Annotated in this window: 22 protein-coding genes and 1 pseudogene; 13 read left to right on the forward strand and 10 right to left on the reverse strand. The window is 57.4% G+C overall.

Annotated features, from left to right (window positions below; all coding sequences use genetic code 11):
- Nucleotides 1-89: 89 nt before the first annotated feature.
- Both E0L16_RS10885 and pabB read right to left on the reverse strand, forming a co-directional pair.
- Nucleotides 90-668 (reverse strand): CoA pyrophosphatase, encoded by a 579-nt coding sequence (locus E0L16_RS10885; protein ID WP_063868489.1) that lies wholly within the window; start codon nucleotides 666-668, stop codon nucleotides 90-92.
- Nucleotides 665-1,999 (reverse strand): aminodeoxychorismate synthase component 1, encoded by a 1,335-nt coding sequence (gene pabB, locus E0L16_RS10890; protein WP_131636907.1) that lies wholly within the window; start codon nucleotides 1,997-1,999, stop codon nucleotides 665-667. Before pabB ends, E0L16_RS10885 begins: the two co-directional genes overlap by 4 nt.
- A gap of 61 nt (nucleotides 2,000-2,060) precedes the next feature.
- On the opposite strand from pabB, the gene E0L16_RS10895 reads away from it, so the two are divergent.
- The gene (locus E0L16_RS10895) at nucleotides 2,061-2,243 is read left to right on the forward strand and encodes a YoaH family protein (protein WP_003859925.1); all 183 of its coding nucleotides are present in this window, start codon (nucleotides 2,061-2,063) and stop codon (nucleotides 2,241-2,243) included.
- Nucleotides 2,244-2,248: 5 nt separating this feature from the next.
- Here E0L16_RS10895 and E0L16_RS10900 read toward each other — a convergent pair whose 3' ends face one another.
- Nucleotides 2,249-2,593 carry a RidA family protein gene (locus E0L16_RS10900; RefSeq protein WP_003859927.1) on the reverse strand — a complete coding sequence of 115 codons (345 nt, stop codon included), beginning with the start codon at nucleotides 2,591-2,593 and terminating at the stop codon, nucleotides 2,249-2,251.
- 133 nt (nucleotides 2,594-2,726) lie between these two features.
- Here E0L16_RS10900 and yoaA point away from each other — a divergent pair, with 133 nt between their 5' ends.
- From yoaA to rnd, 5 genes are all read left to right on the forward strand, one after another.
- Nucleotides 2,727-4,637 (forward strand): DNA repair helicase YoaA, encoded by a 1,911-nt coding sequence (gene yoaA, locus E0L16_RS10905; RefSeq protein ID WP_131636908.1) that lies wholly within the window; start codon nucleotides 2,727-2,729, stop codon nucleotides 4,635-4,637.
- Nucleotides 4,638-4,703: 66 nt separating this feature from the next.
- On the forward strand, nucleotides 4,704-5,399 hold the full coding sequence (gene tsaB / locus E0L16_RS10910) for a tRNA (adenosine(37)-N6)-threonylcarbamoyltransferase complex dimerization subunit type 1 TsaB (protein ID WP_131636909.1): 696 nt from the start codon (nucleotides 4,704-4,706) through the stop codon (nucleotides 5,397-5,399).
- A gap of 37 nt (nucleotides 5,400-5,436) precedes the next feature.
- The gene (locus E0L16_RS10915; protein WP_063449611.1) at nucleotides 5,437-6,018 is read left to right on the forward strand and encodes a Slp family lipoprotein; all 582 of its coding nucleotides are present in this window, start codon (nucleotides 5,437-5,439) and stop codon (nucleotides 6,016-6,018) included.
- Between the two features lie 203 nt (nucleotides 6,019-6,221).
- Nucleotides 6,222-7,907 carry a long-chain-fatty-acid--CoA ligase FadD gene (gene fadD / locus E0L16_RS10920; protein ID WP_129741659.1) on the forward strand — a complete coding sequence of 562 codons (1,686 nt, stop codon included), beginning with the start codon at nucleotides 6,222-6,224 and terminating at the stop codon, nucleotides 7,905-7,907.
- Between the two features lie 83 nt (nucleotides 7,908-7,990).
- A complete protein-coding gene (rnd, locus tag E0L16_RS10925) occupies nucleotides 7,991-9,106 on the forward strand; it encodes a ribonuclease D (protein ID WP_131636918.1) in 1,116 nt (371 codons plus the stop codon).
- Nucleotides 9,107-9,199: 93 nt separating this feature from the next.
- On the opposite strand, the gene minE is transcribed toward rnd, so the two are convergent.
- From minE to minC, 3 genes are read right to left on the reverse strand one after another with little or no spacing between them, the layout of a single operon-like run.
- On the reverse strand, nucleotides 9,200-9,466 hold the full coding sequence (gene minE, locus E0L16_RS10930; RefSeq protein ID WP_003859937.1) for a cell division topological specificity factor MinE: 267 nt from the start codon (nucleotides 9,464-9,466) through the stop codon (nucleotides 9,200-9,202).
- A gap of 3 nt (nucleotides 9,467-9,469) precedes the next feature.
- Nucleotides 9,470-10,282, reverse strand: a complete 813-nt coding sequence (minD, locus tag E0L16_RS10935) for a septum site-determining protein MinD (protein ID WP_063449608.1) — start codon at nucleotides 10,280-10,282, stop codon at nucleotides 9,470-9,472.
- Between the two features lie 22 nt (nucleotides 10,283-10,304).
- Nucleotides 10,305-11,012: a septum site-determining protein MinC gene (gene minC / locus E0L16_RS10940; RefSeq protein WP_063868495.1), complete on the reverse strand. Its 708-nt coding sequence runs from the start codon at nucleotides 11,010-11,012 to the stop codon at nucleotides 10,305-10,307.
- Between the two features lie 123 nt (nucleotides 11,013-11,135).
- Here minC and E0L16_RS10945 point away from each other — a divergent pair, with 123 nt between their 5' ends.
- The 3 genes from E0L16_RS10945 to E0L16_RS10955 all read left to right on the forward strand — a co-directional run bounded on the left by E0L16_RS10945 (nucleotide 11,136) and on the right by E0L16_RS10955 (nucleotide 12,652).
- Nucleotides 11,136-11,411: a YcgL domain-containing protein gene (locus tag E0L16_RS10945; protein ID WP_063449606.1), complete on the forward strand. Its 276-nt coding sequence runs from the start codon at nucleotides 11,136-11,138 to the stop codon at nucleotides 11,409-11,411.
- Between the two features lie 47 nt (nucleotides 11,412-11,458).
- Nucleotides 11,459-12,118, forward strand: coding sequence for a fumarylacetoacetate hydrolase family protein (locus E0L16_RS10950; protein WP_063449605.1), 660 nt, complete (start codon nucleotides 11,459-11,461; stop codon nucleotides 12,116-12,118).
- Nucleotides 12,119-12,211: 93 nt separating this feature from the next.
- Nucleotides 12,212-12,652, forward strand: coding sequence for a YcgN family cysteine cluster protein (locus E0L16_RS10955; RefSeq protein ID WP_063449604.1), 441 nt, complete (start codon nucleotides 12,212-12,214; stop codon nucleotides 12,650-12,652).
- 73 nt (nucleotides 12,653-12,725) lie between these two features.
- Here E0L16_RS10955 and dsbB read toward each other — a convergent pair whose 3' ends face one another.
- Both dsbB and nhaB read right to left on the reverse strand, forming a co-directional pair.
- Complete coding sequence (gene dsbB / locus E0L16_RS10960) at nucleotides 12,726-13,256, reverse strand: disulfide bond formation protein DsbB (RefSeq protein WP_063868496.1); 531 nt, start codon at nucleotides 13,254-13,256, stop codon at nucleotides 12,726-12,728.
- A 46-nt stretch (nucleotides 13,257-13,302) separates the two neighbouring features.
- Nucleotides 13,303-14,841: a Na(+)/H(+) antiporter NhaB gene (gene nhaB / locus E0L16_RS10965; protein WP_131636910.1), complete on the reverse strand. Its 1,539-nt coding sequence runs from the start codon at nucleotides 14,839-14,841 to the stop codon at nucleotides 13,303-13,305.
- Nucleotides 14,842-15,043: 202 nt separating this feature from the next.
- Between nhaB and fadR the strand changes: the two genes are divergently transcribed.
- Nucleotides 15,044-15,763 carry a fatty acid metabolism transcriptional regulator FadR gene (fadR, locus tag E0L16_RS10970; protein ID WP_003859951.1) on the forward strand — a complete coding sequence of 240 codons (720 nt, stop codon included), beginning with the start codon at nucleotides 15,044-15,046 and terminating at the stop codon, nucleotides 15,761-15,763.
- Between the two features lie 114 nt (nucleotides 15,764-15,877).
- Here the strand turns inward: fadR and E0L16_RS10980 are convergent, their stop codons facing one another.
- Nucleotides 15,878-17,410 (reverse strand): SpoVR family protein, encoded by a 1,533-nt coding sequence (locus tag E0L16_RS10980; RefSeq protein ID WP_063449601.1) that lies wholly within the window; start codon nucleotides 17,408-17,410, stop codon nucleotides 15,878-15,880.
- 322 nt (nucleotides 17,411-17,732) lie between these two features.
- Here E0L16_RS10980 and E0L16_RS10985 point away from each other — a divergent pair, with 322 nt between their 5' ends.
- From E0L16_RS10985 to E0L16_RS22350, 3 genes and pseudogenes are all read left to right on the forward strand, one after another.
- On the forward strand, nucleotides 17,733-19,031 hold the full coding sequence (locus E0L16_RS10985; protein WP_131636911.1) for a D-amino acid dehydrogenase: 1,299 nt from the start codon (nucleotides 17,733-17,735) through the stop codon (nucleotides 19,029-19,031).
- 9 nt (nucleotides 19,032-19,040) lie between these two features.
- A complete protein-coding gene (dadX, locus tag E0L16_RS10990; protein WP_063449599.1) occupies nucleotides 19,041-20,111 on the forward strand; it encodes a catabolic alanine racemase DadX in 1,071 nt (356 codons plus the stop codon).
- Nucleotides 20,072-20,236, forward strand: a pseudogene (locus E0L16_RS22350) (hypothetical protein); the annotation flags it as partial. The gene dadX and the pseudogene E0L16_RS22350, both read left to right, overlap by 40 nt.
- Here the strand turns inward: E0L16_RS22350 and E0L16_RS10995 are convergent.
- Nucleotides 20,174-21,907 carry a potassium/proton antiporter gene (locus E0L16_RS10995; protein ID WP_131636912.1) on the reverse strand — a complete coding sequence of 578 codons (1,734 nt, stop codon included), beginning with the start codon at nucleotides 21,905-21,907 and terminating at the stop codon, nucleotides 20,174-20,176. The pseudogene E0L16_RS22350 and the gene E0L16_RS10995 overlap by 63 nt on opposite strands.
- Between the last annotated feature and the right edge of the window lie 4 nt (nucleotides 21,908-21,911).

Consider the following 21,911-nt stretch of genomic DNA (forward strand, 5'->3'; position numbering starts at 1 on the left):
ATGAATTAAACTAATGGTTAACGATGGTTTTGCTAATAGCGCGACGCCGATCGCAAACCTGCCAGAAAAGGGTGGAATGTAAAGTATAGTCAAGGCTTCAGGCCGATTTGCAGCGCCAGTTCACGAATAATGCCTGCCGTCATGCCCCAGACAAAATAATGCTGATACCACGACAGCCAGACCCGATGATCGTGCCCGCGTCGGTGAATATCCAGCGGGTGATAGCGACCCAGACGAAGGGCCTCTTCAAGCGGCATTTCGAACACGGCTGAAACTTCATCGACGCTGGCGTGATATTGAAGATCGGGCGGAATAATGCCGACCACCGGCGTGACCTGAAAACCGGTGACGCTGTCGACCGGCGGCAGCACGCCGATCACCTCCACCGCTTCCGGGGGGATCGCCACTTCCTCGTGCGCCTCGCGCAGCGCGGCGGCAATCAGGGAAGCATCGGTGCTGTCCACCGCGCCGCCGGGAAACGCAACCTGACCGGCGTGTTTTCGCATATGCGGTGCGCGCTGGGTAAGCAACAGACCCGGCTGTTCACGACGCACAACCGGGATCAGCACCGCCGCCTGACGTTGATTCAACGTGGCGCGGTTAACCTGGGGCCGCAGAAGCTGAAAGCGCGACAAAAAATCATCCAGCGTCAGGTTTTCTTTCTTCACCGTGAGTTCTCCAGTTGTTTCAGGATACGATTCACTTTATCAAACGTTTCCTGATATTCCGCCCCGGCCTGACTGTCGGCCACAATGCCACCGCCTGCGGAGCAGTACAGATTCCCGTCGCAGGCGGTGAGCGTGCGAATGGTGATGCTGGTGTCCATGGTTCCGCACAGGCTCACATAGCCGATGCTGCCGCACCAGGCGTTGCGTCGATGGGGTTCCAGTTCGTCGATAATCTCCATCGCGCGCACCTTTGGCGCGCCGGTGATGGAGCCTCCCGGAAACGCGGCGCGGAGCAGATCGCAGGCGGTGCGCGAGGACGGCAGACGGGCGGTAATGGTGCTGACCAGATGATGCACCGCCGGGAAAGGCTCCACGATAAACAGCTCCGGTACGCGCACGCTGCCCGGCTCGGCGACGCGGCCAATGTCATTGCGCATCAGATCGACAATCATCAGGTTTTCGGCACGATCTTTGGGCGAGGCAGCCAGCTTCTGCGCCTGCTGACGGTCTGCATCCGTATCGGCAAGGCGCGGCAGGGTGCCCTTGATCGGCCGGGTCTGAATCGTCCCTTCCGCCAGATGGATAAAACGCTCGGGCGAAAGGCTGAGGATCGCGCCGCGCTCCAGGCGTATAAACGCGCTGAACGGGGCCTTGTTGCTGGCATTGAGGCGGATAAACGCCTGCCATTCATCCCCCCGGTATGCTGCCTGGAAGCGCTGGGCCAGGTTCACCTGATAGCAGTCGCCGCTTTGCAGATACGCCTGCACGCGGGAGAATTTTTCCGCGTATTCCATCGCGCTCATGTTTGAGCGCCAGCCGGAGGTCAGCATAAACTGATCCGTTACGGCGGGCCGTTGCGCCTCAAGCCAGGCCAGACGCGCCTGCACGTCACGGTGGCTCAGCAGGGAGACCGTCTGTTTACGGTGATCCACGATCAGCGCCCAGTCATACAGCCCCACCGCCATATCCGGCAGGGCAATATCCGCCTGCGCTAACTCGGGCAGCTTTTCGAATCGACGACCCAGATCGTAACCAAACACGCCCAGCGCGCCTCCCTGGAAAGGAAGGTCCGGGTTCGGCGTGGCGGATAAGCCCAGCGCGTTAATCTCCTGCTGAAGCCGCAGTAGCGGATCGTCCGTTGGCGAGAGCTCATCGGTCGTCAGCGTTTTCACCGGATCGGCCACCAGAATATCAAAGCGGCTGTAAGGGTGATCCGCATGGCCTGAGTGCAGCAGCATGGCAAAAGGAAGATGGCTCAGACGGGCAAACCAGAACTCGGCGGCGTCCGTACGCCAGGACAAGGTAATAACAGTGGGGAAGCGCATGTTCATGTATGGCATACTACCGGGCAGCGTGAAATAATTAGCGCGAATAATTTAGCAGGAGTTAACGATGTTTGCAGGTTTACCTTCTCTCAGCCATGACCAACAGCAGAAAGCCGTTGAACGTATTCAGGAGCTGATGTCCCAGGGGATGAGCAGCGGACAGGCGATTTCCCAGGTCGCGGAAGAACTTCGCGCCACCCATACCGGTGAGCGTATCGTGGCGCGTTTTGAGGATGAAGATGAAGAATAACCGGCTTACACTGCCGCGATAATCTTGATCTCAACTTTGTATTCCGGTTTCATCAGCGTGGCCTGTACGGTGCAGCGTACAGGCGCGTGACCCGCCACGACCCACGCATCCCAGGCTTTGTTCATCGCCGCGAAATCGTCTTTATTCGCCAGAAAAATCGTCGCATCCAGAATGCGGGATTTATCGCTGCCCTGTTTTTCCAGCACAGCATCAATTTGCGCCAGGGTGTTCGCCGTCTGCTCGAAGGCGTCCGCGTCCAGATTGGCAGGGACACCGGTGTAGTACAGCGTCTGGTTATGGATCACCACATCAGACCAGCGGGCTTCGGCATCAATGCGCGTAATTGTCATAAACGTATCCTCGTTATCTTTCGTCGTCAGGCGGCAAGACTGCCATAATGTTCCGCCGCCGTCACTATTTGGGGTGGCACCGGAGAGAAGGGGCTGACATAATCCCTGTGCAAAAATACAGTGAGAGAACACCGTGGCAGACGATTTTTCCCCAGAAGGTCAGTTAGCACAGGCTATTCCCGGTTTTAAACCGCGTGAACCCCAGCGTCAGATGGCGCATGCCGTCGCGCACGCTATCGACAACGCGCAGCCGCTGGTCGTGGAGGCCGGAACCGGTACGGGGAAAACCTACGCTTACCTCGCCCCTGCGCTGCGGGCGAAAAAGAAGGTGATCATCTCTACGGGGTCGAAAGCGCTTCAGGACCAGCTTTATAGCCGCGACTTGCCCACGGTGGCGAAAGCGCTGAAATACAAAGGGCGTCTGGCCCTGCTGAAAGGGCGCTCAAACTACCTGTGCCTGGAGCGTCTTGAACAGCAGGCGCTGGCCGGCGGAGATCTGCCGGTACAAACCCTGAGTGATGTGATCGTCCTGCGCGCCTGGGCCAACCAGACGGAGGAGGGGGACATCAGCACCTGCGCGAGCGTGCCGGAAGACTCCCCGGCCTGGCCGCTGGTGACCAGCACCAACGACAACTGCCTCGGCAGCGACTGCCCGCTGTACAAAGACTGTTTTGTGGTGAAAGCGCGTAAAACGGCGATGGATGCCGACGTGGTGGTGGTGAACCATCACCTGTTTCTTGCGGATATGGTGGTCAAGGACAGTGGATTTGGCGAGCTGATCCCGGAGGCAGAGGTGATGATCTTCGATGAAGCCCACCAGCTTCCGGACATCGCCAGCCAGTATTTTGGCCAGTCGCTCTCCAGCCGTCAGCTTCAGGATCTGGCGAAAGATATCACCATTGCCTATCGCACCGAACTCAAAGATACCCAGCAGTTGCAGAAGTGCGCGGACCGCCTGGCACAATGCGCGCAGGATTTCCGCTTACAGCTTGGCGAGCCGGGTTATCGCGGCAACCTGCGTGAACTGCTGGCAGACAAAAATATCCAGCGCGCGCTGCTGCTGCTCGATGATGCCCTTGAGCTCTGCTACGACGTGGCGAAGCTGTCACTGGGCCGTTCCGCCCTGTTAGACGCTGCCTTTGAACGCGCCACGCTCTATCGCGGGCGGCTTAAACGGCTAAAAGAGATCAACCAGCCGGGGTACAGCTACTGGTACGAATGCACTTCCCGCCACTTCACCGTGGCGCTGACGCCGCTGACCGTTGCCGATAAATTCAAAGAGGTGATGGCGCAAAAGCCCGGCACCTGGGTCTTTACCTCGGCCACGCTGTCGGTGAATGACGATCTGCATCACTTTACCGAGCGCCTCGGCATTGAGCAGGCTGAATCTCTGCTTCTGCCGAGCCCGTTCGACTACGAAAAACAGGCGCTGCTGTGCGTGCCGCGCAATCTGCCGCTGCCTAACCAGCCGGGGGCCGCGCGCCATCTGGCGGCCATGCTGAAGCCGATGATTGAGGCCAACAACGGGCGTTGTTTCATGCTGTGTACATCCCACGCCATGATGCGCGATTTAGCCGAGCAGTTCCGCGCCACCATGACGCTGCCGGTGCTGTTACAGGGAGAAACCAGTAAAGGCCAGCTGCTCCAGCAGTTTGTCAGCGCCGGTAATGCCCTGCTGGTGGCGACCAGCAGCTTCTGGGAAGGGGTGGACGTGCGCGGCGATACGCTCTCACTGGTGATTATCGATAAGCTGCCGTTCACATCCCCGGACGATCCGCTCCTGAAAGCGCGCATGGAGGATTGCCGTCTGCGCGGGGGCGATCCGTTCGACGACGTCCAGCTGCCGGATGCGGTCATTACGCTTAAGCAGGGAGTAGGGCGACTGATCCGCGACGTCACCGACCGCGGCGTGCTGGTGATCTGCGATAACCGCCTGGTGATGCGCCCCTACGGCGCGACCTTCCTCGCCAGCCTGCCGCCCGCGCCGCGCACGCGGGATATTAAACGCGCGGTCCGCTTCCTGGCGAACCCAACGGCGGAGTAATTCTCGCCGGAGTGTGTTAAGATGCGCGCCATTTTGTGACTGACCCTTGCGAGAGCGCGACGACCAATGCGAATTCTGGCTATTGATACCGCAACAGAGGCGTGTTCCGTTGCCCTGTGGAACGACGGTAAGACCTTTGCCCATTTCGAAGAGTGCCCCCGGGAGCATACCCAGCGTATTCTTCCCCTGGTAAAAACCATTTTGACCGAGGGCAACGCCGCCCTGACCGACCTCGACGCGCTGGCCTATGGCCGTGGCCCGGGCAGCTTTACGGGCGTGCGTATCGGGATTGGCATTGCGCAGGGGCTGGCGCTGGGCGCTGACCTGCCGATGATCGGCGTCTCAACGCTTGCCACGATGGCGCAGGGCGCCTGGCGTATGACTGGCGCTACCCGCGTGCTGGCTGCCATCGACGCCCGTATGGGAGAAGTGTACTGGGCGGAATATACCCGTGATGAAAACGGCGTCTGGCACGGCGAAGAGACCGAGGCGGTGCTCAAGCCCGAAGCCGTGACTGAGCGCCTGAAGCAGCTCTCCGGCGAGTGGGCGACGGTGGGAACCGGCTGGCCGGCATGGCCTGAGATGGCGAAGGAAACCGGTATTACGCTGGTGGACGGCAACATGCTCCTGCCCGCCGCAGAAGATATGCTGCCGATTGCCCGTCAGCTGCTTGACGCAGGTAAAAGCGTGGCGGTTGAGCACGCTGAACCCGTTTATTTACGAAACACCGTCGCGTGGAAGAAACTTCCAGGCCGCGAATGAATCTCAGTAACAGGAACTGAGAAAAAGGAGTCGCATCATGGCGGTTCAGACTAAAGTTGTACGCCTTCTTATGGCAGGCGTTGTTGCCATAGCACTGAGCGGTTGCGTCACCGTTCCTGATGCGATCAAGGGCACCAGCCCGACGCCACAGCAGGATCTGGTACGCGTGATGAACGCCCCGGAGCTCTATGTCGGGCAGGAAGCGCGGTTTGGCGGCAAGGTGGTTGAGGTCGTTAACCAGCAGGGTAAAACCCGTCTGGAAATCGCCACCGTTCCGCTGGACGACGGCGCGCGGCCGATTCTGGGTGAAGCCTCGCGCGGGCGGATCTACGCTGACGTCAGCGGCTTCCTCGATCCGGTTGATTTCCGCGGACAACTGGTGACCGTCGTCGGGCCGATTACCGGTTCGGTAGCAGGTAAAATCGGCAATACGCCGTACAAATTCATGACCATGCAGGTCAACGGCTACAAGCGCTGGCGTATCGCCCAGCAGGTGGTGATGCCGCCACAGCCTATCGATCCGTGGATGTGGGGCCCTCATCCGTACCGTTACGGCTACGGTGGCTGGGGCTGGTATAACCCCGGTCCTGCACAGGTACAAACCATCGTAACTGAGTAACTTCCTGTTATTTATAGTAAAGAGACAGCGGCTCAGCCGCTGTCTCTGTTTTTTTACGCTTAAAACGAAAAAAAAGAGTGACGCGCTTCGCAACCTGTAATCTGAACAATTAATAAACTGGTACGCTGAGTTAATATAATGTTAACAAACTGTTTATTATCGGGGCTGTGATGACGACGAATACTCATTTCAGAGGTGATGCATTGAAAAAGGTTTGGCTTAACCGTTATCCCGCGGATGTTCCTGCGGAGATCAATCCTGACCGTTATCAATCCCTGATTGAATTATTTGAACACTCGGTACGGCGCTACGCCGACCAGCCCGCATTTGTGAATATGGGCGAAGTGATGACCTTCCGTAAGCTGGAGGAGCGCAGCCGGGCGTTTGCGGCCTATTTACAGGAGGGGCTGGGGTTGCAGAAAGGGGATCGCGTCGCGCTGATGATGCCAAACCTGCTGCAATATCCGGTGGCGCTGTTCGGGATCCTCAGGGCAGGGATGATCGTTGTTAACGTCAACCCGCTTTATACCCCGCGCGAGCTGGAGCATCAGCTGAATGACAGCGGTGCGGCGGCGATTGTGATTGTCTCCAACTTTGCCCACACGCTGGAAAAAGTCGTTGAAAGAACCCAGGTTAAGCACGTCATTCTGACGCGCATGGGCGACCAGCTCTCTACCGCGAAAGGTACGCTGGTCAACTTTGTCGTTAAATACGTTAAGCGACTGGTGCCGAAATACCATTTGCCGGATGCCATCTCCTTCCGCCGCGCGCTGCATGCGGGCTATCGCATGCAGTACGTCAAGCCTGAAGTGGTCTCAGAGGACCTGGCCTTCCTGCAATACACGGGCGGCACCACCGGCGTGGCGAAAGGGGCGATGCTGACCCACCGCAACATGCTGGCGAACCTGGAACAGGTTAACGCCACTTACGGGCCGCTGCTGCATCCGGGCAAAGAACTGGTGATCACCGCGCTTCCGCTGTATCACATTTTTGCGCTGACCATGAACTGCCTGCTGTTCATCGAGCTGGGCGGCCAGAACGTTCTGATCACCAACCCGCGCGACATTCCGGGGCTGGTCAAAGAGCTGGCGAAATACCCGTTCACCGCCATGACCGGCGTGAACACGCTGTTTAACGCTCTGCTCAACAATAAAGAGTTTCAGCAGCTGGATTTCTCCACGCTGCACCTCTCTGCGGGCGGCGGGATGCCGGTTCAGCAGGCGGTTGCCGAGCGTTGGGTCAAACTCACCGGGCAGTATCTGCTGGAAGGCTATGGCCTGACGGAGTGCGCTCCGCTGGTCAGCGTTAACCCGCATGACATCGACTACCACAGCGGCAGTATCGGCCTGCCGGTGCCGTCAACGGAAGCTAAACTGGTAGACGATGAGGGTAACGAAGTGCCTCACGGCGAGCCGGGCGAGCTGTGCGTAAGAGGGCCGCAGGTGATGCTGGGCTACTGGCAGCGCCCGGATGCCACGGACGAGATCATCAAAGACGGCTGGCTGTACACCGGCGACATCGCGGTGATGGACGACGAAGGCTTCCTGCGCATCGTCGATCGCAAGAAAGACATGATCCTCGTTTCCGGTTTCAACGTCTATCCGAACGAAATCGAAGATGTGGTCATGCAGCACAGCGGCGTGCTGGAAGTGGCAGCGGTGGGCGTTCCCTCCGGCAGCAGCGGGGAAGCGGTGAAGATATTTGTGGTCAGGAAAGATCCTTCTCTTACCGAGGAAGCGCTGATAACGTTTTGTCGCCGGCAGCTGACGGGCTATAAAGTGCCGAAGCTGGTGGAATTCCGCGATGAGCTGCCGAAATCCAACGTCGGGAAGATATTACGACGAGAATTACGTGACGAAGCCCGTGCCAAAGTGGACAATAAGGCCTGAGCTTCACGTTAATCGCCCAGACGCCGGTTAAGCCGGCGTTTTTTATGGGCGCAAACAAAAGAGAGTCCGATTTGAATTACCAGATGATCACTACCAACGACGAGCTGGCTTCGCTGTGCGAGGTGACGCGTGATTTTCCCGCTATCGCCCTGGATACGGAATTTGTCCGCACCCGCACGTACTACCCGCAGCTGGGCCTGATCCAGATGTATGACGGCAAGCACGTGTCGTTGATTGACCCCCTTGGCGTCACCGACTGGGCGCCGATGCGCGCGCTGTTGCTCGATACCGCCGTGACCAAATATCTGCACGCCGGCAGTGAAGATCTGGAAGTGTTCCTCAATACCTTTGGCATCATGCCGGAACCGCTGATTGATACCCAGATCCTCGCGGCGTTCAGCGGTCGCCCGCTCTCCTGGGGCTTCGCCGCGATGGTGGAAGAGTACACCGGCCTGACGCTGGATAAGAGCGAATCGCGCACGGACTGGCTCGCGCGTCCGCTGACCGCGCGTCAGCTTGAATATGCCGCGGCGGACGTATTCTATCTGCTGCCGATTGCCGGCCAGCTGATGAAAGAGGCGGAGGCGTCCGGCTGGCTGTCTGCCGCGCTGGACGAGTGTCGCATGACGCAGCAGCGTCGCCAGGAAGTGGTTGACCCGAAAGACGCCTGGCGTGATATCACCAACGCCTGGCAGCTGCGCACGCGTCAGCTGGCCTGCCTGCAACTGCTGGCGGACTGGCGCCTGCGTAAAGCGCGCGAGCGCGACCTGGCGGTTAACTTTGTGGTGCGCGAAGAGCACCTGTGGGCGGTAGCGCGCTATATGCCGGGCAGTCTTGGCGAGCTGGACAGCATTGGCCTTTCCGGGAGCGAGATCCGCTTCCACGGTAAAACGCTGCTGGCGTTGGTGGAAAAAGCCCAGCAGGTGCCGGACGACGCGCTGCCAGAGCCGCTGCTTAACCTGATGGATATGCCGGGCTACCGCAAGGCGTTCAAGGATATCAAAGCGCTGGTGCAGACGGTGGCGAGCGAAAGCAAGCTGAGCGCGGAGCTGCTGGCTTCACGTCGTCAGATTAACCAGCTGCTGAACTGGCACTGGAAGTTGAAACCGCAAAATGGTTTACCGGAACTGGTCGCCGGATGGCGGGGGGAACTGATGGCAGAACGCCTGAACACCTTGCTGGAAGGGTATCCGCGCTAAAGCAGTGTAACCCCGGTAAGCGCAGCGCCACCGGGGAAATTGCCGGGCGGCGCGATGCTTGCCCGGCCTACAATACGACGAACCGCAAACGGTTTAACGCGACTCTTCTGCTTCCGGAAGCGTCACGTTCAGCTCCAGAATCGAAATATCCCCGTCTTTTTGCTCCAGCTGAACGGTGACCATTTCCGGGTCAATCTGCACGTACTTGCAGATCACTTCCAGAATGTCTTTGCGCAGCTGCGGCAGGTAGTGCGGTTCGGCGTCGCTACGACGACGCTCCGCAACGATAATTTGCAGACGTTCTTTTGCGATGTTGGCGGTGCTTTTTTTCCGCGAGAGAAAAAAGTCCAGTAATGCCATAACTTATCCTCCGAACAGGCGTTTGAGGAAACCTTTCTTCTCTTCTTCAATGAAGCGGAAAGGACGTTCTTCTCCCAGCAGACGGTCAACGGTATCCGCATACGCTTTACCCGCGTCTGCCTGTGTATCCAGAATCACCGGCTCGCCCTGGTTAGAGGCGCGCAGTACGGACTGATCTTCCGGGATCACGCCAACCAGTTTGATGCGCAGGATTTCCAGCACGTCTTCCATGCTCAGCATGTCACCTTTATTTACGCGGCCCGGGTTGTAGCGGGTCAGCAGAAGGTGCTCTTTGATCGGCTCCTGGCCATTTTCCGCACGACGAGATTTCGACGCCAGAATGCCGAGAATACGGTCGGAGTCGCGTACTGACGAGACTTCCGGGTTGGTGGTGATGATGGCTTCATCTGCGAAGTAGAGCGCCATCAGCGCGCCGGTTTCGATACCGGCAGGGGAGTCGCAGACCACGAAGTCGAACTCCATCTTTTTCAGTTCGTCGAGCACCTTTTCCACGCCTTCACGGGTCAGCGCGTCTTTGTCACGGGTCTGGGACGCCGGGAGGATGTAGAGGTTCTCGGTGCGCTTGTCTTTAATCAGCGCCTGGTTAAGCGTGGCATCGCCCTGAATGACGTTGACGAAGTCATACACCACGCGACGCTCGCAGCCCATGATCAGGTCCAGGTTACGCAGACCGATATCAAAGTCGATTACGACGGTTTTCTTTCCCTTCTGGGCCAAACCAGTAGCGATGGCCGCGCTGGAGGTGGTCTTGCCAACGCCTCCTTTACCCGAAGTCACAACAATAATGCGTGCCATAGAAATTCCTTGTTAAAAGGGATCAATTTAACGGTTGAACGGTCAAAGCGTTGTCTGCCAGTTGCAGACGGGCCGCTTTGCCATAAAATTCGGCTGGGATTTTGTCGCTCAGCCAATATTCACCTGCGATAGACACCAGTTCTGCCGTCAGGTGAGTACAAAAAATTTGTGCTTCTCGATCGCCGCTGGCGCCTGCAAGCGCACGCCCTCGCATCATACCGTAAACGTGAATATTGCCATCCGCAATCAGTTCCGCGCCCGCGCTGACGTGGCTTGTAACAATCAGATCACAGTTTGGCGCATAAATGCGCTGACCGGAACGAACCGGCAGATCAATCAATCGCGTTTTTGTGACTGGGGTTACATTTTGCGCCGGAGGCGGGGGAGCGGGAACGGGTGCAGGCGCTGCACGTGGGGCCTTTTCTTTGCCTTCGTTCAGCAAAGGCAAACCTGCGCGGTCAATTTCGGCTTTCAGTTCAGCGTCTTTGCAGCCGCTAATGCCCACGATGCGTAAGCCCGTAGAGGTGACGGCCTGCTGGAGTCGCTTCCAGTTAACCGGACCCTCAAGGTCGCTTACGTTGACGACGACAGGAGCATGCTTAAGAAAAGCGGGAGCCTGCGCGATTTTGTCTTCTAACGCCTGACGAATAACCTCGGGTTTTGCATCATGCAAATGAACCACTGATAAGGTGAAGCTACTGCCTTTAAGCTCGATGGGCGTATTTGACATCCTGGCCTTACTCAATTTGCTATTAACCGCAACACATCGCCGCGATATTCCGAAGAGTATCAGGCATGTTATAGTCAGGAGTATATTGAGGCAAGCAACCACCCGTTAATTCAGAGTAAAAACATGTTTTGTGTGATCTACAGAAGTACGAGCCGCGACCAGACCTACCTTTATGTCGAAAAGAAAGACGATTTTTCCCGCGTGCCTGAGGAATTAATGAAAAGTTTTGGCCGACCGCAGCTGGCGATGCTGCTGCCGCTGGACGGCCGCAAGAAGCTGGTGAACGCCGATCTGGAAAAAGTCAAAAAGGCGTTGACCGAACAAGGCTATTATTTACAGCTTCCGCCACCGCCGGAGAATTTATTAAAACAGCATCTTGAGATGAGCGGAAAGAAATAAGCCCGGGTCACCCCGGGAACAACCCATCAACCGATTAGGGGTCGAGCATGTATCAACATCATAACTGGCAAGGTGCATTACTGGATTATCCCGTCAGCAAAGTGGTCTGCGTAGGCAGCAACTATGCAAAACACATTCAGGAGATGGGGAGCGCCGTGCCGGAAGAGCCGGTTCTGTTTATTAAGCCAGAAACTGCACTGTGTGATATTCGTCAGCCGCTGGCTCTGCCGCAGGGACTGGGCTCGGTGCATCATGAAGTGGAGCTGGCGGTGCTGATCGGCGCCACGCTGCGTCAGGCCACCGAAGAGCACGTAGAGAAAGCGATTGCGGGTTACGGTGTTGCGCTTGACCTGACGCTACGCGACGTTCAGGGCAAAATGAAGAAAGCGGGGCAGCCGTGGGAAAAAGCCAAGGGTTTTGATAATTCATGCCCGATTTCCGGTTTCGTTCCGGTGAGTGAATTTACCGACGATCCGCAGAATACGCCGCTCAGCCTGAAGGTCAACGGCGAGATCCGCCAGCAGGGCTCGACCGCTGATATGATCCATAAGATCGTTCCGCTGATTGCCTACATGAGCCGCTTCTTCACCCTGAAACCCGGCGATGTGATCCTGACCGGCACCCCGGAAGGCGTGGGCCCGCTGCACGCTGGCGACGAGCTGGACGTCAGTTTTAACGGCCTGTCGCTAAAAACCCGCGTGCTGTAAAAGCACCTTGCCGCCTGAAAAGGGCGGCAAAACTTGCATCAACGTGCCAGACTCGTTATAAGGTGCGCTCTATTTTGACGTGTGGACATCCCGATGAACGATATTCCTTTCTGGCAAAGCAAAACGCTCGACGACATGACCGACGCGGAGTGGGAATCGTTGTGTGACGGCTGTGGGCAGTGCTGCCTGCATAAGCTGATGGATGAAGATTCGGACGAAATCTATTTCACCAACGTAGCGTGCAAGCAGTTAAACATCAAAACCTGCCAGTGCCGCAACTACGAGCGCCGTTTCGAATATGAGCCGGACTGCATCAAGTTAACCCGTGAAAACCTGCCGACCTTTGAGTGGCTGCCGCATACCTGCGCGTATCGCCTGCTGGCGGAAGGAAAGGATTTGCCTGCGTGGCATCCCCTGCTGACGGGGTCGAAAGCGGCGATGCACGGCGAACGTATTTCTGTGCGTCATATTGCGGTGAAAGAGTCAGAGGTGCGGGACTGGGAAGACCACATCATGAATCATCCCAACCGCTGATAATAAAAAACCCGCCGAGGCGGGTTTTTTATTGTGCGCTGTTGTGGCGGGTGGCGCTGCGCCACCGGGCACATTAACGCCCAAAAAGATCGCGTTTTTTCGGTCTGAACGGCTGGGCAATCAGCACCAGCAGCGCCACCACGAAGTAGGCGACGAAAATGCCCACCAGCCATTGCGGCATCTCCAGCGTCAGAAACTCCCACTGGCGTACGGAGCAGTCACCGGAGGCAACGAACACCTGCGGCAGCCACTTATCCAGCGGCAGCCAGCCCGGGAAGCGGGCCGCAAAATCGCAGGTCATAAACGGTGACGGATGAAGCTGCATCTGGGTGTGCTCCCAGGAAAGCGCAATCCCTTTCCAGGCGCTGTACAGCCAGATGGCAATCGCCGCATAGCGTAACGGTGTTTTGGGTGCAATTGCACCGACCAGACCCGCGCCCATAATGCCGAACAGCGCACAACGCTCATAAATACACAGTACGCAAGGTTTCAGCCCCATCACATGCTGAAACCACAGCGCGACCATTTCCAGCGCAAAGGCGGTCAGGGCCATCAACAACCACGCTCCGCGACCGCGTGAGCACTGGTTCAAAAATCGCAACATAATCATTTCCCTGGAACATGCTTAGACAGCGCAGTGTAAACGAATTTTAATGCGCCGCAAGTATACCTGCTTGTAACAACCATTGCGTACAGGGAACGAGAGTAATTTTGATGCACAGCAAACCAACCAGGGTAAGCACCAGCGTATACGGCAGCGCCATCCAGACCATTCTTCCATAAGAAAGCCGTATGAGCGGCGCCAGCGCCGAGGTCAGCAGGAAGAGGAATGCCGCCTGACCGTTCGGGGTTGCCACCGAGGGCAGGTTGGTTCCGGTGTTGATCGCCACCGCCAGCAGCTCAAACTGTTCACTGCTGACGATCCCTTGCTCCATCGCGGCTTTGGCCTCATTAATGTATACCGTCCCGACGAAGACGTTATCGGAGATGGAAGACAACAGGCCATTAAACAAATAGAACAGCGTAAGCTGAGAATCTGGCGTAGCCTGAAGCACAAAAGCGATAATGGGCGCGAACAGATGTTGGTCAATAATCACCGCCACGACGGCAAAAAACACCGCCAGCAGGGCGGTAAACGGCAGCGCTTCGGTAAAGGCTTTACCGATAGCATGTTCGTCCGTTACGCCGCTCAGGCTGGTTGCCAGAATAATCACCGACAGGCCAATGAGCCCCACTTCGGCAAGGTGCAAGGCCAGCGCAGCGATAAGCCACACGCCAATAAGACCCTGTGCAATCAGGCGCAGCGTCTCCTGACGCGTACGTTGTTTGCGGCTCTGCTCGTCAAACTTTTGCAGCTCATGGCGGACCTGATCGGGCAACGTCGCGCCATACCCAAAGAGGTTAAATTTCTCGACCAGCACGCAAGTCGCTAATCCACAGACCAGCACGGGCACGCTGACCGGCGCCATGCGCAGGAAAAATTCGCCAAAATGCCACCCGGCGGCTTTAGCGATAATCAGGTTTTGCGGCTCCCCGACCATGGTCATCACGCCGCCCAGCGCCGTACCCACGCCCGCGTGCATCATCAGGCAGCGCAGAAACGCGCGGAACTGTTCCAGCACGTCGCGGTTGTGCGCCTCAACGTGGCTGTCGTCCTGCAAGTTATCGCCGGGACGAGACGAGGCCACCCGGTGGTAAATTCCGTAAAAACCGACGGCGACGCTGATCACTACCGCCACCACCGTCAGCGCGTCCAGGAAGGCTGAAAGGAAAGCCGCGGCGATGCAAAACGCCAGCGAGAGAAGCGTTTTCGACGGAATGCTCAGCAGCAAACGGGTAAAGATAAACAGCAGGAGCTGCTTCATAAAGTAGATCCCGGCCACCATGAAGATCAGCAGCAGCAGGACTTCAAGATTCGACGCAATCTCGTTTTTAACGTGCTCCGCGCTGGTCATTCCCGTGGCCACGGCCTCCAGTGCCAGCAGCCCGCCGGGCAATAGCGGATAGCACTTCAGCGCCATCGCCAGGGTAAAGATAAACTCGGCGACCAACAGCCATCCGGCAACAAAGGGATTCAGCAAGAAGATAACGGGATTAACGACCAGGAATACCAGTAAAGTGAGTTTGTACCAGTCAGGTGACTGACCTAAAAAGTTGCGCCACAGCGCGCGCCCAAACGAAATTTCCACGACAGACGTCCTTTCCCCGTCAAATAAGACAAGACATAAGTATACGCAAAAATGGCGTCGGTGAGGGCGTTAACGCCATTTTGTAAATTTCATAAAAATGAAACGGCGATCCCTCTTTTCTGTCTCGGCTGCGCTATCTGCCTCTGTCCGCCTCTGGTATGATGAGTGCAATTTGCTAAAGCTGTGTAATGGAAATCTCACTATGGTCATTAAGGCGCAGAGCCCGGCGGGTTTCGCGGAAGAGTACATCATTGAAAGCATCTGGAATAATCGTTTCCCTGCGGGATCAATTCTACCTGCTGAACGCGAACTCTCTGAACTGATTGGCGTCACCCGTACCACGCTGCGAGAAGTGCTCCAGCGTCTGGCGCGCGATGGCTGGTTGACGATACAGCATGGAAAACCCACTAAAGTGAACAACTTCTGGGAAACGTCCGGGCTGAATATTCTGGAAACGCTGGCGCGTCTCGACCACGAAAGCGTACCGCAGCTGATTGATAATCTGCTTTCGGTGCGCACCAACATCGCTACTATTTTCATCCGCACCGCGTTTCGTCAGCACCCTGAAGATGCGCTGAAGGTGCTCGCCACCGCCAATGAGGTGGAGGACCATGCGGATGCCTTTGCAACCCTGGACTACAACGTGTTCCGCGGTCTGGCGTTTGCCTCCGGCAATCCGGTTTACGGTCTGATCCTGAATGGGATGAAAGGGTTATATACGCGCATTGGTCGTCACTACTTTGCTAACCCTGAAGCCCGTAGCCTGGCGCTCGGCTTCTACCATAAGCTGAGCAAACTCTGCACCGAGGGGCTGCACGACCAGGTTTATGAAACGGTGCGTCGTTACGGTCACGACTCCGGTGAAATCTGGCACCGGATGCAGAAAACGCTGCCGGGCGATCTGGCGATTCAGGGCCGGTAAAAGAAAAAACCTCTCGATTGAGAGGTTTTTTTTCGCCGGGTCGCGGCTTCGCCTGACCGGGCCTACAGGTCCCGTAGGCCCGGTAAGCGTAGCGCCACCGGGCAAAAAACCCCACTACAGCGTATTCATCCGCGCCGGACACCGATCCAGCAGTTCCACGCTGCCGTCTTCATTCTGCTGCTCCAGCAACACGTCAAACCCCCACAGGCGATGCACGTGCTTCAGCACTTCCTTACGCCCTTTATCCAGCGGCGCGCGGTTATGCGGGATATAGCGCAGCGTCAGAGAGCGGTCGCCGCGCAGATCCACGTTCCACACCTGAATGTTCGGTTCAAGGTTGCTCAGATTGTACTGGGATGACAGACGCGAGCGGATCTCCCGATAGCCTTCCTCGTTATGGATCGCCGAGATCTCCAGGTAGTTGTTGCGGTCATCATCCAGTACCGTGAAGAAGCGGAAATCACGCATGATCTTCGGCGACATGAACTGGCTGATAAAGCTCTCATCCTTAAAATCACGCATCGCAAAGTGCAGCGTTTCCAGCCAGTCGGAGCCCGCAATATCCGGGAACCAGTATTTGTCCTCTTCGGTGGGCGACTGGCAGATACGCTTGATATCCTGGAACATAGCAAAGCCGAGCGCGTACGGGTTAATGCCGCTGTACCACGGGCTGTTGTACGCCGGCTGGAACACCACGTTGGTGTGGCTGTGCAGGAACTCCATCATAAACCGTTCAGAGACTTTTCCCTCGTCATAGAGGTGGTTCAGAATGGTGTAATGCCAGAAGGTCGCCCAGCCTTCGTTCATGACCTGGGTCTGCTTCTGCGGATAGAAATACTGGCTCACCTTGCGTACGATGCGCAGGATCTCACGCTGCCACGGCTCCAGCAGCGGGGCGTTTTTCTCCATAAAGTAGAGCAGGTTTTCCTGCGGCTCGGAAGGATAGCGACGCGCTTCGGCGACGGTTTTCTCCTCCTCACGTTTCGGCAGGGTACGCCACAGCATATTCACCTGGCTTTGCAGATACTCCTCGCGGCTCTTCTGCCGGGCTTTCTCTTCCTGCAAGGAGATTTTCTGCGGGCGCTTATAGCGGTCAACGCCGTAGTTCATCAGCGCGTGGCAGGAGTCCAGCAGCTTCTCCACTTCGTCCACGCCATAGCGCTCTTCGCAGTCGGTAATGTAGTTACGGGCGAAGATGAGGTAATCAACGATGGAGCTGGCGTCCGTCCAGCTGCGGAACAGATAGTTATTTTTGAAGAACGAGTTATGACCGTAGCAGGCGTGCGCCATCACCAGCGCCTGCATGGTAATGGTGTTCTCCTCCATCAGATAGGCGATACACGGGTTAGAGTTAATGACGATTTCATACGCCAGCCCCTGCTGCCCGTGCTTATATAGCCGCTCTGTCTCAATGAACTTTTTGCCAAACGACCAGTGGGGATAGTTAATCGGCATCCCGACGCTGGAGTAAGCGTCCATCATCTGTTCAGAGGTGATGACTTCAATCTGATGGGGGTAGGTATCCAGACGATAGAGTTTGGCAACCCGGTCGATCTCCGCCAGGTAGACATCCAGCAACTCGAAGGTCCAGTCGGGTCCATCGCTCAGACGGGTGCTGTCCCTGGACATGGAATCTATTGTAGCCATTAGCGCGCCCTCGTTGTCGGTCGCTCTCTCTGACTGGAGAGCCTCCTTTCAAGCATAGATCACCCCATTCAAATACGCGGGGCGCAGAAATTTTTTTCTTTGCGATTTCCCGTTTTCGATACGGCAAAAAAAGCGGAGGTCGCAGAATTTTATACTGGTTAAAAATAACGCGCAGCAGGAGATCCCAAATAAGCGTTATCCCCTGATACAGCGGGATATGTGAGTTAAGTCACCATAAAAAAGTCATATGTTGAATAATATTTTCAACTAGGTTATCAATCTGTAATTAGATGATTGTTCTTTTGCTCATAATGGAGTGGCTATGCGTGTTGTCATACTGGGAAGTGGTGTCGTTGGCGTAACCAGCGCCTGGTATTTAAGTCAGGCAGGACATGAGGTTACCGTTATCGATCGCGAATCCGGTCCGGCTCTGGAAACCAGTGCGGCGAATGCGGGGCAAATTTCCCCGGGCTATGCTGCCCCGTGGGCGGCCCCCGGCGTGCCGCTGAAGGCGATTAAATGGATGTTCCAGCGACACGCGCCGCTGGCGATCAGCCTGGACGGTTCGCCCTTCCAGCTGAAGTGGATGTGGCAGATGCTGCGCAACTGTGACACCCGCCACTACATGGAAAACAAAGGGCGCATGGTTCGCCTGGCGGAATACAGCCGCGACTGCCTGAAGGCGCTGCGCGCCTCGACGGGCATTGAATATGAAGGGCGCCAGGGCGGTACGCTTCAGTTGTTCCGCACCGAGCAACAGTACGAAAACGCTACCCGCGATATCGCCGTGCTGGAAGATGCGGGCGTACCGTATCAGCTGCTGGAAGCCAGCCAGCTGGCACAGGTGGAGCCGGCGCTTGCCGAGGTGGCGCACAAGCTCACGGGCGGCCTGCGTTTACCGAACGATGAAACCGGCGACTGCCAGCTGTTCACTCAACGTCTGGCGCGCATGTGCGAGCAGGCGGGAGTGACGTTCCGCTTCAACACCTCTGTCGACAAGCTGCTGTCAGAAGGGGAGAAGATTTACGGCGTGAAGTGTGGGGAAGAGGTGATAAAAGCCGATGCCTACGTGATGGCGTTTGGCTCCTACTCTACCGCGATGCTGAAAGGCATTCTGGATATCCCGGTCTATCCGCTGAAAGGCTACTCCCTGACCATCCCGGTGAAAGAGGACAGCGGCGCGCCGGTCTCTACCATTCTTGATGAAACCTACAAAATCGCCATCACCCGCTTCGATAACCGGATCCGCGTGGGCGGCATGGCGGAGATCGTGGGCTTCAATACCGAATTGCTCAAACCGCGTCGTGAAACGCTGGAGATGGTCGTCGGGGATCTCTTCCCGCGCGGCGGCTTTATTGAGCAGGCGACGTTCTGGACGGGCCTGCGCCCGATGACCCCAGACGGCACGCCGATTGTTGGCCGTACGCCGTACAAAAATCTGTGGACCAACACCGGTCACGGCACGCTTGGCTGGACCATGGCCTGCGGTTCGGGCCAGCTGCTAAGCGACCTGATCTCCGGTCGCACCCCGGCTATACCGTTTGACGATTTGAGCGCCGCACGCTATCAATCAGGGTTTACCCCCTCGCGCCCCCAGCACCTGCACGGCGCGCATAATTAAGGAGTTGTCATGTCCCGTCCAATTCTGGCCCAGCTGGATTTGCAGGCGCTGAAGGATAACCTGCAAATTGTTCGCCGTGCTGCGCCGGGTTCTCGTGTCTGGTCGGTGGTGAAGGCTAACGCCTACGGTCATGGTATCGATCGTATCTGGAGTGCGCTCGGCGCCACCGACGGTTTTGCCTTGCTCAACCTGGAAGAGGCCATCCTGCTGCGCGAGCGCGGCTGGAAAGGGCCGATTCTGCTGCTGGAAGGGTTCTTCCATGCGGAAGATCTGCCGCTGCTGGACAAGTACCGACTGACGACCAGCGTGCACAGTAACTGGCAGATCAAGGCCATTCAGGACGCGAAGCTGCATGCCCCGCTGGATATCTATCTCAAAGTGAACAGCGGCATGAACCGTCTGGGCTTCCAGCCCGAGCGGGTTCACACGGTCTGGCAGCAGCTGCGTGCGCTGAAAAACGTCGGTGAGATGACGCTGATGGCGCACTTCGCCGATGCGGAAAAGCCGGACGGCATTGCCGATGCCATGGTACGCATTGAGCAGGCGGCAGAAGGGCTGGACTGCCCGCGTTCGCTGTCGAACTCAGCGGCTACGCTCTGGCATCCTGAGGCGCACTACAGCTGGGTGCGTCCGGGGATCGTGCTGTACGGCGCGTCGCCTTCCGGCCAGTGGCAGGATATCGCCAACAGCGGCCTGAAGCCGGTGATGACCCTGCGCAGTGAAATCATTGGCGTGCAGACGCTGAAAGCGGGCGATACGGTGGGCTATGGCAGCCGCTTCCGGGCGTCGGGCGAACAGCGTATTGGTATTGTGGCGGGTGGCTATGCGGACGGTTATCCGCGCATCGCCCCGAGCGGCACGCCGGTTTGGGTCGATGGCGTACGCACGGGCACGGTAGGTACCGTTTCAATGGATATGCTGGCCATTGATTTAACGCCGTGTCCACAGGCGGGTATCGGCTCGCCGGTTGAGCTGTGGGGCAACGAGGTTAAAATCGACGACGTGGCCGCTGCGGCGGGCACCGTTGGGTATGAACTGATGTGCGCGCTGGCGCCAAGAGTGCCTGTTGTGACGGTGTAACGTGTTCGTGTGCCGGGTTTTGTAGGCCGGGTAAGGCGAAGCCGCCACCCGGCAAAAAACAGCTACTCCGCATCCTCCTCCATCGGCCTTACGCCGACTTTGCGCACCGCGTTATCTTCTTTTTCCGCCACCGTCCAGATCATCCCGGCAAACTCCACCTGGTCACCCACAACCGGCGCAGCGCCTAATAGTCGCTGAATGATCTCGCCCAGCGTTTGCTGGTTATCGCGATTCTCAAGGCCATCTTCCAGGCCGTAAATCAGCGCCACGTCCGCAAAGCGGGCGCTGGCTTCCAGAATAAAATCGCCAAAGAAACGCTGATCCAGCGCCACCGGCGGCGACTGGCTGAACAGCTTACCGAGGGCAGGCAGGTCGCGCTCGCGGCCAATCACGCAGAGGATATCGTTCTCACGCAGCCGTGTGCTGCCGGTCGGGTGGAGCAGGGCGTTATCCCGGAACAGGGCAGCAATGCGCGTTTCAGCCGGCATGTGCAGATCGCGCAGGGAAGCGCCCACGCACCACTTATCGGCGCTCAGCTGATAGACAAACTGTTCCCACGGATTCTCAGGGTGAAGATCCAGCCCCACGCGGGAGACCGGCCAGCCGACGGGCGGCACCACCACTTTGGCCTTTTTCGCCGCCCAGCCCAGGGACGTCCCCTGAAACAGCAGCGACACCAGCACCACGAAGAAGGCGACGTTGAAGAAGAGACGGGCGTTGTCCAGTCCGGCCATCATCGGGAATACCGCCAGAATAATCGGCACCGCGCCGCGCAGCCCCACCCAACTGATAAACACCCGCTCGCGCAGGTTAAACCCGCGGAACGGCAGCAGGCCGGCAAACACCGACAGCGGACGGGCGATGAAGATCATCCAGGCCGATAAAAGCAGCGCCGGTACGACGATGGGCAGCAGGTCTGAAGGCGTCACCAGCAGGCCCAGCACCAGGAACATCGCGATCTGCGCCAGCCAGGCCAGCCCGTCAAAGTTTTGCAGAATCGCATAACGGTTACGAATCGGTCGGTTGCCCAGCAGGAACCCGCAGAGGTAAACCGCCAGAATACCGCTGCCGTCCAGCGCGGTGGTGACGGCAAAAATCAGAATGCCGCCGCTCAGGGCCAGCAGCGGGTAAAGGCCGGAGGGGAGCGTAATACGGTTGATCGTATGCTGTAAGAGATAACCGCCGCCAAGACCAATGATAATGCCGAGGCCAAACTGCTGGAGGATGTGCCAGGCAAACATCCAGCTCAGGCCGGTTTCGTGCTGCTGGATCATCTCAATCAGGGTGATGGTCAGGAACACCGCCATCGGATCGTTACTGCCGGATTCAATCTCAAGCGTTGAGCCAACGCGTTCGTTCAGCCCTTTGCCGCCGAGCAGGGAGAAAACCGCTGCCGCATCGGTCGAGCCGACGATCGCGCCAATCAGCAGGCCTTCCATCATATCGAGGTTAAACAGCCAGGCCGCCATCATGCCGGTCAGCCCCGAGGTGATCAGCACCCCGACGGTCGCCAGAGACAGCGCCGGGCCTAAGGCCACGCGAAACGAACTTGCCTGGGTGCGCATGCCGCCGTCCAGCAGGATCACCGCCAGCGCGAGGTTACTCACCATATAGGCGAAAGGGTAATTATCGAAGGGGATACCGCCGATCCCGTCGACTCCCGCCAGCATGCCGATAGCCAGGAAAATGACAAGAATAGGTATGCCAAGGCGCGATGAAAATGAACTTAATAAAATGCTGAAGGTTACCAGGATGGAACCGAGAATGAAAAGGCTGATTATCGCTGTGGCACCCAATGTC

Origin of the sequence: Enterobacter quasihormaechei (assembly GCF_004331385.1) — a bacterium.
GTDB lineage: Bacteria > Pseudomonadota > Gammaproteobacteria > Enterobacterales > Enterobacteriaceae > Enterobacter > Enterobacter quasihormaechei.

Coding starts and splice junctions, on each gene's coding strand:
- pabB (WP_131636907.1), bottom strand. CDS start 1,999: ATGAACATGCGCTTCCCCACTGTTATTACCTTGTCCTGGCGTACGGAC.
- E0L16_RS10895 (WP_003859925.1), top strand. CDS start 2,061: ATGTTTGCAGGTTTACCTTCTCTCAGCCATGACCAACAGCAGAAAGCC.
- E0L16_RS10900 (WP_003859927.1), bottom strand. CDS start 2,593: ATGACAATTACGCGCATTGATGCCGAAGCCCGCTGGTCTGATGTGGTG.
- tsaB (WP_131636909.1), top strand. CDS start 4,704: ATGCGAATTCTGGCTATTGATACCGCAACAGAGGCGTGTTCCGTTGCC.
- E0L16_RS10915 (WP_063449611.1), top strand. CDS start 5,437: ATGGCGGTTCAGACTAAAGTTGTACGCCTTCTTATGGCAGGCGTTGTT.
- rnd (WP_131636918.1), top strand. CDS start 7,991: ATGATCACTACCAACGACGAGCTGGCTTCGCTGTGCGAGGTGACGCGT.
- minE (WP_003859937.1), bottom strand. CDS start 9,466: ATGGCATTACTGGACTTTTTTCTCTCGCGGAAAAAAAGCACCGCCAAC.
- minD (WP_063449608.1), bottom strand. CDS start 10,282: ATGGCACGCATTATTGTTGTGACTTCGGGTAAAGGAGGCGTTGGCAAG.
- minC (WP_063868495.1), bottom strand. CDS start 11,012: ATGTCAAATACGCCCATCGAGCTTAAAGGCAGTAGCTTCACCTTATCA.
- E0L16_RS10945 (WP_063449606.1), top strand. CDS start 11,136: ATGTTTTGTGTGATCTACAGAAGTACGAGCCGCGACCAGACCTACCTT.
- E0L16_RS10950 (WP_063449605.1), top strand. CDS start 11,459: ATGTATCAACATCATAACTGGCAAGGTGCATTACTGGATTATCCCGTC.
- E0L16_RS10955 (WP_063449604.1), top strand. CDS start 12,212: ATGAACGATATTCCTTTCTGGCAAAGCAAAACGCTCGACGACATGACC.
- dsbB (WP_063868496.1), bottom strand. CDS start 13,256: ATGTTGCGATTTTTGAACCAGTGCTCACGCGGTCGCGGAGCGTGGTTG.
- fadR (WP_003859951.1), top strand. CDS start 15,044: ATGGTCATTAAGGCGCAGAGCCCGGCGGGTTTCGCGGAAGAGTACATC.
- E0L16_RS10980 (WP_063449601.1), bottom strand. CDS start 17,410: ATGGCTACAATAGATTCCATGTCCAGGGACAGCACCCGTCTGAGCGAT.
- E0L16_RS10985 (WP_131636911.1), top strand. CDS start 17,733: ATGCGTGTTGTCATACTGGGAAGTGGTGTCGTTGGCGTAACCAGCGCC.
- dadX (WP_063449599.1), top strand. CDS start 19,041: ATGTCCCGTCCAATTCTGGCCCAGCTGGATTTGCAGGCGCTGAAGGAT.